At 67.0% G+C, this 15725-nt stretch carries 11 protein-coding genes; 4 read left to right on the top strand and 7 right to left on the bottom strand.

Translation table 11 applies throughout. The features are described from left to right. Positions 1 to 2: 2 nt before the first annotated feature. Entirely contained in the window at positions 3 to 1934 is a 1932-nt protein-coding gene (gene acs / locus JYP50_RS08320; RefSeq protein WP_206560031.1) for an acetate--CoA ligase, read from the bottom strand. Between the two features lie 139 nt (positions 1935 to 2073). Next, complete coding sequence (locus JYP50_RS08325; RefSeq protein ID WP_241262950.1) at positions 2074 to 3579, bottom strand: FAD-dependent oxidoreductase; 1506 nt, start codon at positions 3577 to 3579, stop codon at positions 2074 to 2076. Between the two features lie 112 nt (positions 3580 to 3691). Between JYP50_RS08325 and JYP50_RS08330 the strand changes: the two genes are divergently transcribed. Then, complete coding sequence (locus tag JYP50_RS08330; RefSeq protein ID WP_206560033.1) at positions 3692 to 4318, top strand: TetR/AcrR family transcriptional regulator; 627 nt, start codon at positions 3692 to 3694, stop codon at positions 4316 to 4318. Positions 4319 to 4444: 126 nt separating this feature from the next. Beyond that, entirely contained in the window at positions 4445 to 6592 is a 2148-nt protein-coding gene (locus JYP50_RS08335) for a TonB-dependent siderophore receptor (protein ID WP_206560034.1), read from the top strand. A 66-nt stretch (positions 6593 to 6658) separates the two neighbouring features. On the opposite strand, the gene dinB is transcribed toward JYP50_RS08335, so the two are convergent. Then, positions 6659 to 7777 (bottom strand): DNA polymerase IV, encoded by a 1119-nt coding sequence (dinB, locus tag JYP50_RS08340; protein ID WP_206560035.1) that lies wholly within the window; start codon positions 7775 to 7777, stop codon positions 6659 to 6661. Positions 7778 to 7957: 180 nt separating this feature from the next. Between dinB and JYP50_RS08345 the strand changes: the two genes are divergently transcribed. Beyond that, positions 7958 to 9421 carry a coniferyl aldehyde dehydrogenase gene (locus JYP50_RS08345; RefSeq protein WP_347136746.1) on the top strand — a complete coding sequence of 488 codons (1464 nt, stop codon included), beginning with the start codon at positions 7958 to 7960 and terminating at the stop codon, positions 9419 to 9421. Between the two features lie 235 nt (positions 9422 to 9656). Here JYP50_RS08345 and JYP50_RS08350 read toward each other — a convergent pair whose 3' ends face one another. From JYP50_RS08350 to JYP50_RS08360, 3 genes are all read right to left on the bottom strand, one after another. Then, positions 9657 to 10349, bottom strand: a complete 693-nt coding sequence (locus JYP50_RS08350) for a PspA/IM30 family protein (protein WP_206560036.1) — start codon at positions 10347 to 10349, stop codon at positions 9657 to 9659. Between the two features lie 11 nt (positions 10350 to 10360). Further along, entirely contained in the window at positions 10361 to 10636 is a 276-nt protein-coding gene (locus JYP50_RS08355) for a YiaA/YiaB family inner membrane protein (RefSeq protein WP_206560037.1), read from the bottom strand. Between the two features lie 121 nt (positions 10637 to 10757). Continuing rightward, complete coding sequence (locus JYP50_RS08360; protein ID WP_206560038.1) at positions 10758 to 11501, bottom strand: helix-turn-helix domain-containing protein; 744 nt, start codon at positions 11499 to 11501, stop codon at positions 10758 to 10760. 179 nt (positions 11502 to 11680) lie between these two features. Between JYP50_RS08360 and JYP50_RS08365 the strand changes: the two genes are divergently transcribed. Next, positions 11681 to 14821, top strand: coding sequence for an MFS transporter (locus JYP50_RS08365; RefSeq protein WP_206560039.1), 3141 nt, complete (start codon positions 11681 to 11683; stop codon positions 14819 to 14821). On the opposite strand, the gene JYP50_RS08370 is transcribed toward JYP50_RS08365, so the two are convergent. Beyond that, positions 14784 to 15647 carry a hypothetical protein gene (locus JYP50_RS08370; RefSeq protein ID WP_206560040.1) on the bottom strand — a complete coding sequence of 288 codons (864 nt, stop codon included), beginning with the start codon at positions 15645 to 15647 and terminating at the stop codon, positions 14784 to 14786. The two genes, JYP50_RS08365 and JYP50_RS08370, sit on opposite strands and share 38 nt — an antisense overlap. Positions 15648 to 15725: the final 78 nt, after the last annotated feature.

The following is a 15725-nucleotide window of genomic DNA, read 5'->3' on the forward strand; positions in this document are numbered from 1 at the left end:
CGTCAGGAGGCCCGGTTCTCGACCAGGTGATCCACCACCGTCGGGTCCGCCAGGGTGCTGGTGTCGCCCAGGTTTTCCAGCTCGTTCTCGGCGATCTTGCGCAGGATGCGACGCATGATCTTGCCGGAGCGGGTCTTGGGCAGGCCGGGAGCCCACTGGATCACGTCGGGCTTGGCGATGGGGCCGATCTCTTTCACGCACAGGTCGATGAGTTCCTTGCGCAGTTCGTCGGAGGGTTCCACGCCGGCCATCGGGGTCACGTAGCAGTAGATGCCCTGGCCCTTGATGTCGTGGGGGAAGCCCACCACCGCGGCCTCGGCGATCTTGTCGTGCAACACCAGCGCGCTCTCCACTTCGGCGGTGCCCATGCGGTGGCCGGAGACGTTGAGTACGTCGTCGACGCGGCCGGTGATCCAGTAATAGCCGTCTTCGTCCCGGGAGGCGCCGTCGCCGGTGAAGTAGTAGCCCGGGTAGGCGCTGAAGTAGGTGTCGATCAGGCGCTGGTGGTCGCCGTACACGCTGCGGATCTGCGATGGCCAGGGCGATTTCACCACCAGGTAGCCGGCCCCGGGGCCCTCGATTTCGGAGCCGTCCTCGTTGAGCAGCGCCAGGTTCACGCCGAACACGGGGAAGGAGGCGGAGCCGGGCTTGAGGTCGGTGGCGCCGGGCAGCGGGGTGATCATGTGGGCGCCGGTTTCGGTTTGCCACCAGGTGTCGACAATGGGGCAGCGGCTGTCCCCGACCACGGTGTAGTACCACTCCCAGGCCTCGGGATTGATCGGCTCGCCCACCGTGCCCAGCAGGCGCAGGCTGGCGCGGGAAGCGCGCTTGACCGGCTCGTCGCCCACCGCATGCAGGGCGCGGATGGCGGTGGGGGCGGTGTAGAAGGTCGCCACTTGGTGCTTGTCCACCACTTCCCAGCAGCGGCCGGCGTCGGGGTAGGTGGGCACGCCCTCGAACATCAGCGAGATGGCGCCGTTGGCCAGCGGGCCGTACACGATATAGGTGTGGCCGGTGACCCAGCCCACGTCGGCGGTGCACCAGTAGACCTCGCCCTCGCGGTAGTCGAAGGTGTATTTGAAGGTCAGCGCGCTCTGCAGCAGGTAGCCGGCGGTGGTGTGCAGCACACCCTTGGGTTTGCCGGTGGAGCCGGAGGTGTAGAGGATGAACAGCGGGTCCTCGGCGTCCATCGACTCGGGCTCGCAGTCGGTGCTGGCGCCTTCGGTGGCCTCGTGGTACCAGGTGTCGCGGCCTTCCTGCCACGCGATGTCGCCGCCGGTGCGCCGCACCACCAGGCAGGTGTGGACGTTGGGGCAGTGGGCGAGCGCCGCGTCGGTATTGGCCTTGAGCGGGACTCTCTTGCCGCCGCGCAGACCCTCGTCGGCGGTGATCACGGTCCGGCAGTCGGAGTCGAGGATGCGGTCCTTGAGGGCCTCCGGCGAGAAGCCGCCGAACACCACCGAATGGATGGCGCCGATGCGCGCGCAGGCCAGCATGGCGTAGGCCGCCTCGGGGATCATTGGCATGTAGATGCACACCCGGTCGCCTTTTTTCACCCCGCGCTCGCGCAGCGCGTTGGCCAGCCTGCATACCGCGTCCTTCAATTCGGCGTAGGCGATGTGCTTGCTGTCGGCGGGGTCGTCGCCCTCCCAGATGAAGGCGGTCTGGTCGGCCCGCGCGGGCAGGTGGCGGTCGATGCAGTTGACGCTGACGTTGAGCTTGCCGCCGCCGAACCACTCGGCCTTGCCCTGGGTGAAATCGGCCTCGACCACGCGGTCCCAGCGCTTGTCCCAGGTCAGGAACTGCTCGGCCTGTTCCGCCCAGAAAGCCGCCGGGTCGTCGATGGAGCGCCGGTACATCTCCCGGTACTGCTCGGCGTTGATATGGGCGTCCTGGAAGTTGTCGGGTACTTTATGAAGCGGGAATTCAGACATGTCTCGCGGTCCGTTTGTTATGAATACCGGCCCCCGATGATACTCCTCGGGTGGGGCGGGGCAACTCGACCAAGGTCGAACGGCGCTCCCGCGGGCCGGGATGGCCCCGGCTCCGCGCCGGGGCCGGTCCCCGCGGGGTTCAGGCTTCGCCGTTGGCCGCCGCGGCGAGACCGGCGCGGCGGCCGAAGAAGGTCGCGTCGCCCACCGACATGCCGCTGGCGTAGCCCTGGGCCGTGCGCGGCAGGCCCGCGGTGGCCCGGCCGGCGGCGTAGAGCCCGGGAATGGCGCGGTCGTCCTGGTCCAGGACTTCACCGCTGGTGCGGGTTTTCAGGCCGCCGAGGGTGAAGATCAGCGGCCCGGCGGTGCCCGGCATGATCACCGCCTTCATTTCGCTGGCGGAGTACTCCAGCAGCGCGTAGGGCGGCTTGTCCAGTGGCTTCAGCCACTCCCCGGTCTTGTGGAACAGCGGGTCGCGCCCTTCCGCGGCGTGGCGGTTGTAGTAGTCCACTGTCTGCGCCAGCATGCCGGCCGGGAAGGGCGCCTCGGCGGCCACTTCCTCGATGGTGTCGCCGGTGGCGATAATCGGGGCGCGCTCCAGGTAGTCCGACGGCGCATAGTCCTCTTCCTGGACCAGCAGGTAGAACTTGCGTTCGGCCTGCTGGCAGGAAAACCAGGCCAGGCGCGCCAGGTAGGCGTCTTCATTGATGTAGCGCTGCCCGAGCTGGTTCAGCAGGATGCCGTGGGTCAGGCTGGCCGGCGGGTACAGGGGAAAGGACATAAAGGCCTGGTCCATATTGACGACCTGGCCGCCGGCGGCCATGCCCAGCGCGATGCCGTCGCCGACGTCGTAGGTATTGCCGTAGGGTACGGCGTAGGAGTGGATCTCGGGGAGGTAGTGCCGCGTCATCTGCTCGTTCATCACGAAGCCCCCGGTGGTCAGCACCACCCCGCGGCGGGCGCGAATGGCGATCTCGCGGTTGTCCCGCTTGGCGATAACGCCGCGCACGGCGCCGGCCCTGTCGACCAGCAAGGCCATTAAACGGCAGTCGTTCACGACCTCCACGCCGGCCTCGGCCACGCGTTGCATGATCGCGTCCATGAACAGCTTGCCGCCCTCGTCGCCCTCCTTCGAGGGCACGTGGCCCCGGGGAACGGCTTGCGCGACGCGGTTGAAGGGGTGGGATTTTTCGTTGCCGGTATACAGCAGGGACTCGTCGGTGAGGGGAACCACGGTGCGCTCGAGGAAGGCGGCGCGCCGGTAGCTGACACCCAGGGACTCCACCCAGTCGAAGTGCGCGGCCGCGCCGTCGACATAGCAGCGGATCTTGTCGTCGTCGCCCCGGGGGCCGAGGGCCTCGCGCAGATAGGCCAGCATGTTGTCGCTGCTGTCCTCGATGCCCAGGTCCTTCTGCAGCGCGGTGCCGCCGCTGCCGCCCAGGTACATTTCGCAGCTCGACATGGCGGTGGCGCCGCCGCCCGCGCTCGCCCGCTCCAGCACGGTCACCCGCGCGCCGGCCCGGGCCGCCTCCAGCGCCGCCGCGGCGCCGGCGCCGCCGTAGCCGCAGACCAGGACCTCGGTGTCGCAGGCAAAGTCGGATATCCCCTCGAAGGGACGGATCTTGTCGCCGGGCAGGGTGGGGGTCATGCTGTCTCCTCGAAAAATGGCGCCGTATTTGTATTCGCTGGTTTCAGCGCGTAACTTATCACATGATAAGTATCGGCCGTCAAGCCAGTTCATCGCATCGGGGAAACCATTAATGCCCAAGCCGTCATCCAGAGACATCATCATCGACACCGCCACCCGCCTGCTGGCGCGCCGCGGGCTGTCGGTATCCATACGGGAGATCAACGAGGCCGCGGGGCTGAGCGCCGCGGCGGTGCACTACCACTTCAAGAACCGCGAGCAGTTGATCAACGCGGTGTTGCGCAGCCGGATGCCGCCGTTCGCGGAGCGCGAGGGGCCTATCGATGCGCTGCTGGCGGGCGCTGAGCCGGCGGTCGAGGATGTGGTGGAGCTTCTGCTGGCGCCGCTGAGCCGGATTTTGCTGGCCGATCCCGAGGGTGGGCGGGACTACGTGCGGATTATCGCGCGCCTCTACTCGGAGCAGGGCGAGGAACCGCATTTTCCACTGATCGAGGAATTTCGTTCACCCGTGGACAAGCTGATGGAGGCCTTGGCGCGCGCGCTGCCGGGGCTGCCCGGGGAGCAGCTGCGCCTGCGCTACGGCTTCGCGCTCGAGGCGATGCTGAACAGTCTCGCCTGTGTCAATTTTCCCGTTCACGTGTCATCCGGGGAAGGTGTCGGCGCCGCCGACCTGGAAAGCCTCATCGCCGAGTTGAAGCGCTTTATCAGCGCCGGGTTCCAGGCCCCGTGGCCGAGCTGAGTCGCGCATGGTTGATCGCGTCTGGATGCCGGTCCGGGAGGAGCCATCGTTTAGAAGACTTGCAAATGATAATGTTTATCATTAAGGTTCAGGCCTCTTTGAACCTTCATCGCAGGAGTCTTCACCATGCGTTCCGTTCCGCCGCTGACCCGCCGCCCGCTGGTCCTCGCCCTTGCCCTGCTGGGGAGCCACGCCGCCGCCGCGCAGGTCGCGAACAACAGCACCGCCAGCGGGCAGCTGGAAGAGGTGGTGGTCACCGGCCAGTACACCATTTCCGAGCGCATCGACACCGCCACCGGCCTCGGCCTGACACTGGCCGAAACGCCGCAGTCAGTCAGCGTGGTGACCGCCCAGCGCATTATTGACCAGGACCTGCGCTCGCTCACCGACGTGGTCAACAACGCCGCCGGTATATCCGCCCGCGCCCAGGACAGCAGCCGTTACAGCTACGCCGCGCGCGGTTTCGCGATCGACAACTACCAGATCGACGGCATCCCGATCAGCTGGGAGCCGGGCGGTAACGCCGGCGAGACACAGACCGACACGACCCTGTTCGAGCGCGTGGAAGTGGTGCGTGGCGCCACTGGCCTGCTCACCGGCGCCGGCAACCCCTCGGCCTCCATCAACCTGGTGCGCAAGCACGCCGACAGCCGCGAGTTTACTGGCCAAACCATCGTCAGCGCCGGGCGCTGGAACAGCTACCGGGCGATGGCCGATGTCAGCAGTCCGCTGAACGGCAGCGGCAGCGTGCGCGGCCGGGTGGTGGTTAATCTTGAAGAGAGCGACTCCTTCCGCGACTACGCCGGTGATGAAAAATCGGTGTTCTACGGGGTGGTCGAAGCCGATCTCGGCCAGGCCACGCTGCTGCGCGTGGGCGGCAGCTACCAGGATAACTCGCCCACCGCCTCCACCTGGGGCGGGCTGCCGATTTGGCTGGGGGACGGCAGCCTGGCCGACTGGGACCGCTCCGACACCACCGCGCCGCGCTGGGCGAGCTGGTCCTCCACCGTGGAGAACTACTACCTCGACCTGGTGCACGACTTTGGCGGCGACTGGCAGGCCAAGCTGAGTGTGAACCACAATACCAATGCCTCGGAGCAGCTGCTGCTGTATCTGTCCGGCGCCCCGGACCCGGTCACCGGCCTGGGCATGCGCGCCTCCCCGCGCAAGGCGGACACCGAGCGCGAACAGCTCAATATCAGCGCCCAGGTTAACGGTACCTATCGCCTGTTCGGCCAGCGGCACGAACTGACCCTCGGGGCCATCGACAGCGAGCAGGACGAGGATAATTGGTCCCATGCCCGGAGCAACATTGCCGACCCCGGCGACTTTTTCGCCTGGAACGGCAATTACCCGCAGCCCGACTGGGGCGCGAAGGGCCGGGATGTGGAGATGACCACGGAGCAGCGCGGCGTCTACGCGGCCACCCGCCTGTCGTTGGCCGACCCGCTGAAAGTGATTCTCGGCGCGCGGGTGGCGGACTGGGAGCAGTCGGGCAGTACCTACGGGGTTGCGGTCGACTACGGCGACACCGGAGTGGTGGTGCCCTATGCCGGCGTCCTCTACGACCTGACCGACAGCCACCGCGTCTACGCCAGCTACACGGAAATTTTCCAGCCGCAGTCGCGGCGGGACCGCAATGGCGACTTCCTCGACCCGATCATCGGCACGAGCTACGAGATCGGACTCAAGAGCCAGTTCCTGGACGGCGCGCTGCAGACCACGGTAGCCTTTTTCGACGTCGAGCAGGACAACCTCGCCCAGGCCGATGGCGTCGTCATCGTCCCCGGCACCGACAATGAGCAGGCCTATTACGAGGCCGAGGGTGCCAACAGCACCGGCTACGAAGTGGAGGTGACCGGCCTGCTGGCCGAGGGCTGGGATATCAGCGCCAGCTACACCGACTTCGACGCCGAGGACGCCGACGGCAACGCCGTCAACACCGAAAATCCCCACAAGCTGTTCAAGGTGTTCACCACCTACCGCTTCCCCGGCGCGTGGAGCCGGCTGACGGTGTCCGGCGGCGTCAATTGGCAGGACGGCAATTACACCGACACCTTCAACGCGGTGACCGGCGCCCCCGAGCGGGTGGAGCAGGACGATTATGCCCTGGTGAGCATGATGCTGCGCTACGACTTCACCGACCGGCTGTCGGCCCAGCTCAATGTGCAGAATGCCCTCGACGAAACCTACTACAGCCAGATCGGTTTCTACCGGCAGCTGGAGTTCGGCGCGCCGCGGGACTACCGTCTGTCCTTCAACTACCGCTTCTGAGTGGCGGATGCTTGATGCCGCCCCGGCCGGCGGCGGTGTCGTGCCGGTGCCGCCACCGGCCGGGGCCTAGAAGTCAAAGCGCCCCTGGGCGGGTGCGGGCTCGGCCACCGCGGCGGCGGGTTCGTCCGCGCTTGCGCTGTCCAGCAGGTTGGAGAGGGTCAGGCCCAGCAGGCGCACGCCGAGGGGAACCGGCAATAGCGCCGCCAGCAGTTCGCGGCCCAGCTCGCCGAGGTGCGCGCGGTCGCGCACCGGGTCGACGAGGGAGTGGGCCCGGGTGATCTGGCGAAAATCGCTGTACTTCACCTTGAGGGTGACGGTGCGGCCGCGGGCCCCGTTCTTGTCGATGCGCTCCCACACCGTGTCGGCGATCACCTCGAGGGCCTGGTACAGGGCCGCGTCCTCCAGCAGGTCCTCGCCGTAGGTGCGTTCGGCGCCGATCGACTTGCGGATGCGGTCGGGCTTGACCGGGCGGTGATCCACGCCGCGGCTGGCGCGGTAGAGGTATTCGGCGGACTTGCCGAAGTGCTGGCGCAGGAAATCGAGGTCGCGTTCGCGCAGCTCCAGGCCGGTGTGGATACCCAGGCGCGCCATCTTCGCCGCGGTTTTGGGTCCCACGCCGTAGAAGCGGCGGGCGGGCAGGGCGGCCACGAAGTCGGCGCCCTGGTCGGGGCGCACCACGCAAATGCCGTCGGGCTTGTTCTGGTCCGAGGCGATCTTGGCCAGGAACTTGTTGTAGCTCACCCCGGCGCTGGCGGTGAGTCCCGTCTCCCGGCGAATCTCGTGGCGGATTCGCTGGGCGATGCCAGTGGCGCTGCCCACGCCCCGCTTGTCCGCGGTCACGTCGAGGTAGGCCTCGTCCAGCGACAGGGGTTCGATCAGGTCGGTATAGCGCGCGAAGATGCCGTGAATCTGCCGCGAGACCTCGCGGTATACCTCAAAACGGTGCTTGACGAAAATCAACTCCGGGCAGCGCCGCCTGGCGGTCACCGAGGGCATCGCCGAGCGCACCCCGAACTCCCGCGCCTCGTAGCTGGCCGCCGCCACCACGCCGCGGGCGGAGGAGCCCCCCACCGCAATGGGCTTGCCGCGCAGCGCGGGGTTGTCGCGCTGCTCGACGCTGGCGAAGAAGGCATCCATGTCGATATGGATGATCTTGCGGAGATTGTCGCTGGGCTCGGTGGGCATGGCGCAGATAGTAGGCTTCGGTCGCGGGCGCGGCAAATGTCGCTTGTTTGCCAGTCTTGCGCCCCGCGGGGGAGTATAGTGCCCCCGGACATCCATGTGCGTCGCGGCCGGCCGTGGCCGGCGCTGTGCTACGCTGCATTAACCGGGAATTGCCTATTGCGATAGGCGGGAGGAAGCGCTGTGAACAACCCTGCGACCGTCAGCCCCATGACTGACACCGGAGCCGCCGAGGCCGTGCGCGCCGAACTGATGGCCTGTTTCGAGAGCCAGCGGGCGGCCTACCTGGAGGCACCCTACCCCAGCTTCGATGAGCGCAAACAGGACCTGCTCAATCTCAAGCGCATGGTGAGCGAGAACCTCGACGCGATGATCGACGCCATCAGCGAGGACTACGGCAACCGCTCGCGCCACGAGAGCAAGTTCGCCGAGATCGTCACCGTCACCGACGGCATCAACGACACCATCAAGCAGCTGAAAAAGTGGATGAAGCCGCAGAAGCGGCATGTGGACAAGTCCATGTACCTCGGCGCCAAAAACCGGCTCATTCCCCAGCCCCTGGGCGTGGCGGGGCTGATTATTCCCTGGAACTTCCCGGTCAACCTGACGTTCTCCCAGCTCACCGCAGTGTTCGCCGCGGGCAACCGCGCGATGGTCAAGATGTCGGAGAACTCCATTGCCCTGTCGCGGTTGTTGAAGGAACTGGCGCCGCGCTACTTCCCGGAGGACAAACTGGCCTTCTTCGAGGAGACCGGCGGGGTGGGTATCCAGTTCTCCCAGGTGCCCTTCGACCTGCTGATCTTCACCGGCTCCGGCCAGACCGGCCGCGCGGTGATGGCCTCCGCGGCGCGGAACCTGACCCCGGTGATCCTCGAGCTCGGCGGCAAGGCGCCGGCGGTGATCGACCCGGCCTATCCGCTGAAGAAGGCCGTCGAGCGGATCATGTTCGTCAAGCAGTTCAACGCCGGGCAGATCTGCACCAATGTGGACTATGTGTTTGTGCACCGGAGCCAGCGCGAGGCCTTTATCGAGCTGGCCAGGGCCTACGCGGCGAAGCACTGCCCCGACATCAACCACATCGACTACACCTCGATCATCGACGATCGCTCCTTCCAGCGCCTGCGGGACACGCTGGGGGATGCCCGCGACAAGGGCGCCACGGTGATCAATCTCTGCGAGGGCCAGGAGCCGAACGCGGAACTGCGCAAAATGCCCCTGCACCTTGTACTGGACACCACGCCGGAGATGACCATCCGCCAGCGCGAGACCTTCGGGCCGCTGCTGATGGTGCTCGAGTACAGCGAGCCGTCCGAGGTGGTGGACTACGTCAACAGCCACGACCGGCCGCTGGCGCTCTACCCCTTCACCAACGACAGCAAGTTGTCCGACATGTATATCGAGCGCATCATGTCCGGTGGGGTGACGGTGAACGACGCCCTGTTCCACGTCGGCCAGCACGACCTGCCCTTCGGCGGCGTCGGCCCCTCCGGCATGGGGCATTACCACGGCTACGAAGGTTTCGTGGCCTGCTCCAAGATGCGCCCGGTGTTCTACCAGGCCAAGCGGACCGCGATGAAACTGCTGGCGCCCCCCTACGGCAAGCTGGCCACCCGCATTCTCGACACCATGGTGAAAATGAAGGGCTGACGTAAAACCCCGCCACCTCACCCGTACCCGCGGCGCGCCCCCGTAGGGTCGAATTCATTCGACCAAAAAGCGGCGGAATGAATTCCGCCCTACAGGGGGATGCGCCACCGTCCGTGTAGTCCGTGTAGGGTCGAATTCATTCGACCAAAAGCGGCGGAATGAATTCCGCCCTACAGGGGGATGCGCCACCGTCCGTGTAGGGTCGAATTCATTCGACCAAAAAGCCCCGGCCTCTCTATTGCGCCCCGAGACCGCGCAACCTCGACAACACCGCATCCAGCCGCCGCGACTCGTCGTCCAGCCCCTCCCGCGCCAGTTGGCGCTCCAGCGGGTCCCCGTCGACGCGCTCGATGGCCTCCGCCATGCCCGCTTCCGCGGTGTCGCTGGCGGCGACGCCGCCGCTGATGTGCTCGCGGGTCTCGCGCAGCGTGGCCAGGTGCCCAGCGACGGTATCGCGGTAGCGCTCCACCACCTGGCAGCCGCCGCGGGCCACCTCCGAGGCCAATAACTGCACCTCGCGGCGGTGTTCGCGGATTTCGCTGCGCAACTTGCGCAGGGTCAGTTCCTCGTTGTCGATGCGCCCGCCCAGCGCGGCGAGGCGCCGGCGCAGGTCGACCAGGTGCGACTCGGTGGCGCGTATGTCCCGGGCCGCCAGTTGCAGCACTTCCTCCGAGCGCCGTTCGTGGGGAATGCCGCCGACCTCGGCCTCGCGCCGCGCGATGCGCTGCTCGCAGCCATCGATCTCGCGCTCCAGGTCCCGGCGGCTGGCGATCATGCCCGCCAGGCAGAGCCGGCGCCGCTCCAGCAGGTGCTCGGCGTCGGCGATCTCCTGGCGGTAGATGCGAATGGCGTTGGCGTTGGTGACGCGCTCGGCGCTCTCGCGGGCGCCGGCCCGCAGCAGGGTGTTCAATTTGCGAAACACATTCATGGTCTGGCCTCCTATTCGCTATCCATTTCGCGCAGGATCTTGTGCGTGCGCGCCTCGTTGATACGGTTATAGAGGCGGTCGGCCTCGTGCTTGTCGCGCGTGGTCTTGGACAGGGTGATGGTGGAGAACACCAGAAACAGCGAGCTGATCAGGAAGTAGCCCTTGACCACCAGTTCCCCGGGAATCATGTACACCCCGACGGCCGTGGCGGTCACCGCGATGCCAAAGGACAGCCGGACGAAAAAATCCCAGGCCGAGGTAGTGCTGCTCAGTTCGTATTGATCCATGTCGAATCCTCCCGTGGTTGTCTCGACGCGGATCAGTATTGGCGGCGGGGAGGGCGGCGGACAACGCCGGCGCGCGAAGCGCTACCGCGCGCCACCGGCGGTAGCGCGGGGTGATACCGTGTTAGGAATCCCCGTCGGAACGCAATGGCGCGAAACCCGCGTAGCGCCAGTCGCGCAGCGCCAACACCGCGGTGTAGCCGTGGCGGTCGGGGAAGGGCAGGCCGCCGTCCTCGCGGTTGAGCTGGTCGAACTCCCGGGCCAGGCGTTCCAGCCGGCGGCGGAACTCGGCGTTGGAGGCGTCCGACAGCATGCCGTTGAGCACGATCAGGCTGTGTTCCTCGCGCTCGAAGTTGGCGGCGAAAAAGTCCTTCTGGATGGTCTTGAGGAAACGCTGCTGGATCGGCCCGCCCGGCAGCCAGCCGAAGTTGGGCGCCACCAGCAGCTTGATGCGGTTGTCCGCCTGCAGCTCGATCAGGCGCAGGCGGTCCAGGCGCGCGAGCATCCGCACCAATTGGTGTTGGTCGAACACGTAGAAGGACAGGATGTCCTCGAAGCGCCAGCGATTGAGGACGCAGACGGTGACCACCAGCAGCGCCAGGTCGTCGGCGATTTCCCGCTCCTGTGCCACCGTCAGCCGTTGCAGGCGGTCGTGACGCTGTTCCATCAACTGCACCAGATCGCCGAAATCCAGCGCGCAAAGCGCGCAGATACGGTCGATTTCCGCTATGGTGAATTCCTCGCGGGAGAACTTGCGTTTCACCGAGGACTCCGACAGCGACAGTGCCCGCGCCACCTGGGCGTAGTTGATGCGGGCGGCCTTCAGGGCGGCCTTGAGGGCCTCGACCAGGGCGCTGACCTGGGCCATGGGGTGACTCCTTGCGAATGCACCGCGATGCGGTGTGGTGAATAATCCCGTGCGACGAACGTCGGGTATCGCCAAATAGTACCAAAGGTGGCGGTAATCGCTACAGCTGGCGTACAGGTAGTAAATAGCGGGCCCGGGACATAGCCTGCGCGACAATTTCCGGCAAAGAGAACAAAGACATGAACAGCAACAAGAAGGGCTACTACGCCTACCTGGCGGTGGTGTTCCTCAACGCCTTTGTCGATCTGGGGCACAAGATCGTGATCCAGAACGCCATCTTCAAGAGCTACGACGGCCAGCAGCAGGTGGTGCTGACCGCCATCGTCAACGGCCTGATCCTGCTGCCCTTTATCCTGCTGTTTTCACCGGCGGGCTTTCTCGCCGACCGCTTCGCCAAGCACCGCGTGATCCGCCATTCCGCGCTGGTGGCGGTGATCGCCACCGGCCTGATCACCTTCAGCTACTACCAGGGTTGGTTCTGGGCGGCCTTCGCCCTGACCCTGGCCCTGGCGGTGCAAAGCGCCATCTACAGCCCGGCCAAGTACGGCTATATCAAGGAGCTGGTGGGCGCCAGGAACCTGGCCTCGGCCAACGGCGCGGTGCAGGCGATCACCATCGCCGGCATCCTGCTCGGCACCCTGGTGTTCTCCATGGCCTTCGAGGCCCTGCTGAGCGGCGCCACGGCCGCCGGCCCGGGGGAGATCATGCACCACATCGCGCCTATTGGCTGGGTGTTGGTCGCCCTCGCGCTGGTGGAATGGCTGGCGACGGCGCTGCTGCCGGCCCGCCGCCAGGGCGCGCCGGACAACCGCTTCGAACTGAAGCGTTACGCCCGGCTCGACTACCTGCGGCGCAACCTGAAGGTGCTGTCCGAGCGCAATGCCATCTGGCTTTCCATCATCGGCCTCGCCACCTTCTGGGCTATTTCCCAGGTGATGCTGGCGGCCTTCCCGGCCTTTGCCAAGGAGTCCCTGGGGGTCACCAACACGGTGGTGATCCAGGGGGTCCTGGCCTGCTCCGGTATCGGTATCGTGCTGGGCTCGATGATCGCCGGCCGCGCCTCGCGCAACTACATCGAGACCGGTTTCATTCCGGTGGGGGCGCTGGGGATTGCCATCGGTATCGCGATCTTGCCGGGGCTGGGCGGCGCCGTCGCCATGGGCCTGGCCTTCCTGTTCGTGGGCCTGATGGGCGGCCTGTTCATCGTGCCGTTGAATTCGCTGATCCAGTTCCAGGCGCGCCGGGAGCAGCTGGGCACGGTGCTGGCGGGCAACAACTGGGTGCAGAACGTGGCGATGATGACCGCCCTGGCCCTGACCGTGGTTTTCGCCACCGTGGGTATCGACAGCGTGGGCCTGTTCTACATACTCACCGGGGTCGCCGTGATCGGCACCGGCTACACGGTGCGCAAGCTGCCGCACTCCCTGGCGCGCCTGCTGGTGATGGCCATCCTCAAGCGCCGCTACAAGGTGGAGGTGATCGGTTTCGACAACCTGCCGCAGTCCGGCGCCACCCTGTTGCTGGGCAACCACATCTCCTGGATCGACTGGGCGCTGGTGCAGATCGCCTGCCCGCGGCCCATCCGTTTCGTGATGCTGCGGCGCATCTACGACACCTGGTACCTCAAGCCGCTGCTGAAGGCCTTCGGCGTGGTACCCATCGCCGCCGGCCAGAGCGAGGAGGCCCTGCGCACCATCAACGGCCTGCTCAAGGCCGGGGAGTGCGTGTGCCTGTTCCCCGAGGGGGCGATCAGCCGCAACGGCCACCTGGGCAAATTCCACACCGGTTACGAGCGCACCCTGGAGGGCGTGGAGGACGGGGTCATCGTGCCCTTTTACCTCCACGGCCTGTGGGGCAGCAGCCTGTCCCGGGCCGACGAGGGCCTGCGGGTGGCCCGCGCCCCGGATTTCCGCCGCGATTTGATCGTCGCCTTCGGCGAGTCGCTGCCGCTGCAAACCGGGGCCAAGGCCCTGAAGCAGAAGGTCATCGAACTGTCGCTGCGGGCCTGGCAGGCCTACAGCGAGGAGCTGGAAACGGTGCCGCTGGCCTTCCTGCGCACCGCCAAACGCCGCGGGGCGGAGCTGGCCTGTGCCGACGCCAGCGGCGAATCCCTGGGCGCCGCGGCGCTGGCCGTCGCGGCGGCGCGGGTGGCCGGCGGCCTGCCGGGGCGCAAGCCCGGCCGGTTGGGTGTGTTGTTGCCGCCCGGGCCGGACGCCGCCGTCGCGGTGCTCGCCGCCCTGTGGCGCGGATATACCGTGGTGCCCCTGGACCCGGCGCGCCCGGACACCTGGGAGCCCCGGGCACGGGCGGCGGGCATCGACCGGGTGCTGAGTACCCGCGCGATAGCGGAAGCCGCCGAATCCGCCGGCGAGGCGCTGTCCGGCAGCCAGTGGCTGTGGCTCGACGAGCTGCGGGCGACGGGCTCCGGTTGGTGGCGGCAGTGGCAGTTCCGCCTGCTACCCGGCAGCCTGTTCCACCGGCTGCTGGGCGGCAAGGCCAGTGGCGGGGCGCCGGCGGTGGTGCTGTTCGACGAGCGCGAGCGGCCGGTGGTCCTGTCCCACCGCAACCTCATGGCCAACTGCAAGCAGCTGTCGGACGTCCTCAACACCCGGGTCGACGATGTGCTGCTGGGCAGCCGGGCCATCGATCACCCGGACGGTTTTGTGCTGGGGACCGTGATGCCCCTGGTGGAGGGCATCCCGGTGGTCGCGCAGGCCGATCGCGACGACGTGCTGTCGCTGGCCCGGGCCGCGGCGCGTTTCGAGGCCACATTGCTGCCGGTGATGCCAGGGCAATTACAGGCCCTGGCCGCGGAGCCGGCGGCGCATCCCCTGATGCTGGCGTCATTGCGCATGGTGGTGTGTACCGGGGGGCCGGTGGCGCCGGCGCTGCGCGAGGCCTTCGAGCTGCGTTTCGGGCGGCGCGTGTACGAGGGCCTCGGCGGTCCCGCCACCACCGCCCTGGCCACGCTGAATATCCCCGACGCCCTGGACCTCAAGGACTGGAAGGTGCAGCAGGGCGACCTGCCCGGCAGCGCCGGCATGCCCCTGCCGGGCACCAGCCTGCGCATCGTCGATGCGCGGACCGGGACGGAGCGGCCCCTGGGCGAGGAGGGCGAGTTGTGGATCGGTGGCTCCCAGGTGATGGCGGGACCGGCGGACGAGGACGCCGGCGCGGTGAGCACCGACGACAGCGGCCTGCGCTGGCTGAACACGGGCTTGCGCGCGCGCCTGAACGAAGAGGGCTTCTTGCTGCTCGCCGACGGACAGGCCGGCGCCTTGGCTAGTCCGGAGGCGGCAGCTCAGCCGGAACCGGCATGAACACCCCGGTGTGGCGGCTGAGTACCTCCTCGGTCTCGGCCTCCACGTCGAGGATTTTGTGGGGCCACCAGGTCAGGTTGGCGCCCACATAGCCGTTCAGTACCACCGGAATGGCAAAATAGCGCGTCTCGGTGGTGTTGCTGCGCAGGTAGTCGTCGTCCGCGCCCATCTCGTCTTCGTAGACATAGGTGCGGGTTTCGCGCCGGTCCTTGCCGTAGTCGTTGGGGTTGGATTTCACCGGTACCCGCTCTCCCTCGCGGTTTTTCGCGGTCAGGGTCACCACCCGGCGCAGGTCCTTGTCGATTTCCACCTTGGCGAAGTGCATGCCCTGGGTCCGGTTTTCCATCAGCGACAGGGTCAACTCCGGGGCCTTGTTCTCGGTGATGTTGCGCGGGCAGCGGCCGGCGTCGAAGGCAAAGGTCGCGGTGGTGACCCGGTAGGCATCGCCGCTGTCCTTGCCCTTGCCTTCCGCGGATTCCAGCGATTCCAGCGCGCCGATGTCGCTGTGGCAGTATTTGCCCAGCAGGTCGAAAGGCGGCGCGTCGGGGGTTCGGTGGAAGCTGATTCGCAGCCGGTCGCCGTCGATGCCGAGCTTGAGGTAGATGTCCTTCAGCGGGTCGCCGTGGGTGTCGCAGTCGCGGCAGGGGTTGACGTTCATGTCGTCCAGCGGCGTGGCGGTGACGGCGGTGTCGAAGGCGCCCTGGTAGAAGCCCAGGAAGGGTGCCAGGCGCTGTTGTTCCCGGCTGTTTAAGGTATCCCCCGCCAGGGCGGCGGCGCCGGAGGACGCGGCGGCGAGGGCCGCCAGTAGTGGGATGATGTGTTTCATGCCTTGTTCCCGTCGCTTGCGTCGCTGTCATTGTAGCGGCTGCTCAATATGGGCTCAGACCCCGGCGGCCGCGCAATG

The sequence above is a fragment of the Parahaliea mediterranea genome, from assembly GCF_017255185.1.
Lineage (GTDB): Bacteria > Pseudomonadota > Gammaproteobacteria > Pseudomonadales > Halieaceae > JAFKCZ01.

Excerpts from the sequence above, each read along its gene's own strand:
- acs (WP_206560031.1), bottom strand. The coding sequence starts at position 1,934 with ATGTCTGAATTCCCGCTTCATAAAGTACCCGACAACTTCCAGGACGCC.
- JYP50_RS08325 (WP_241262950.1), bottom strand. The coding sequence starts at position 3,579 with ATGACCCCCACCCTGCCCGGCGACAAGATCCGTCCCTTCGAGGGGATA.
- JYP50_RS08330 (WP_206560033.1), top strand. The coding sequence starts at position 3,692 with ATGCCCAAGCCGTCATCCAGAGACATCATCATCGACACCGCCACCCGC.
- JYP50_RS08335 (WP_206560034.1), top strand. The coding sequence starts at position 4,445 with ATGCGTTCCGTTCCGCCGCTGACCCGCCGCCCGCTGGTCCTCGCCCTT.
- dinB (WP_206560035.1), bottom strand. The coding sequence starts at position 7,777 with ATGCCCACCGAGCCCAGCGACAATCTCCGCAAGATCATCCATATCGAC.
- JYP50_RS08350 (WP_206560036.1), bottom strand. The coding sequence starts at position 10,349 with ATGAATGTGTTTCGCAAATTGAACACCCTGCTGCGGGCCGGCGCCCGC.
- JYP50_RS08355 (WP_206560037.1), bottom strand. The coding sequence starts at position 10,636 with ATGGATCAATACGAACTGAGCAGCACTACCTCGGCCTGGGATTTTTTC.
- JYP50_RS08360 (WP_206560038.1), bottom strand. The coding sequence starts at position 11,501 with ATGGCCCAGGTCAGCGCCCTGGTCGAGGCCCTCAAGGCCGCCCTGAAG.
- JYP50_RS08365 (WP_206560039.1), top strand. The coding sequence starts at position 11,681 with ATGAACAGCAACAAGAAGGGCTACTACGCCTACCTGGCGGTGGTGTTC.
- JYP50_RS08370 (WP_206560040.1), bottom strand. The coding sequence starts at position 15,647 with ATGAAACACATCATCCCACTACTGGCGGCCCTCGCCGCCGCGTCCTCC.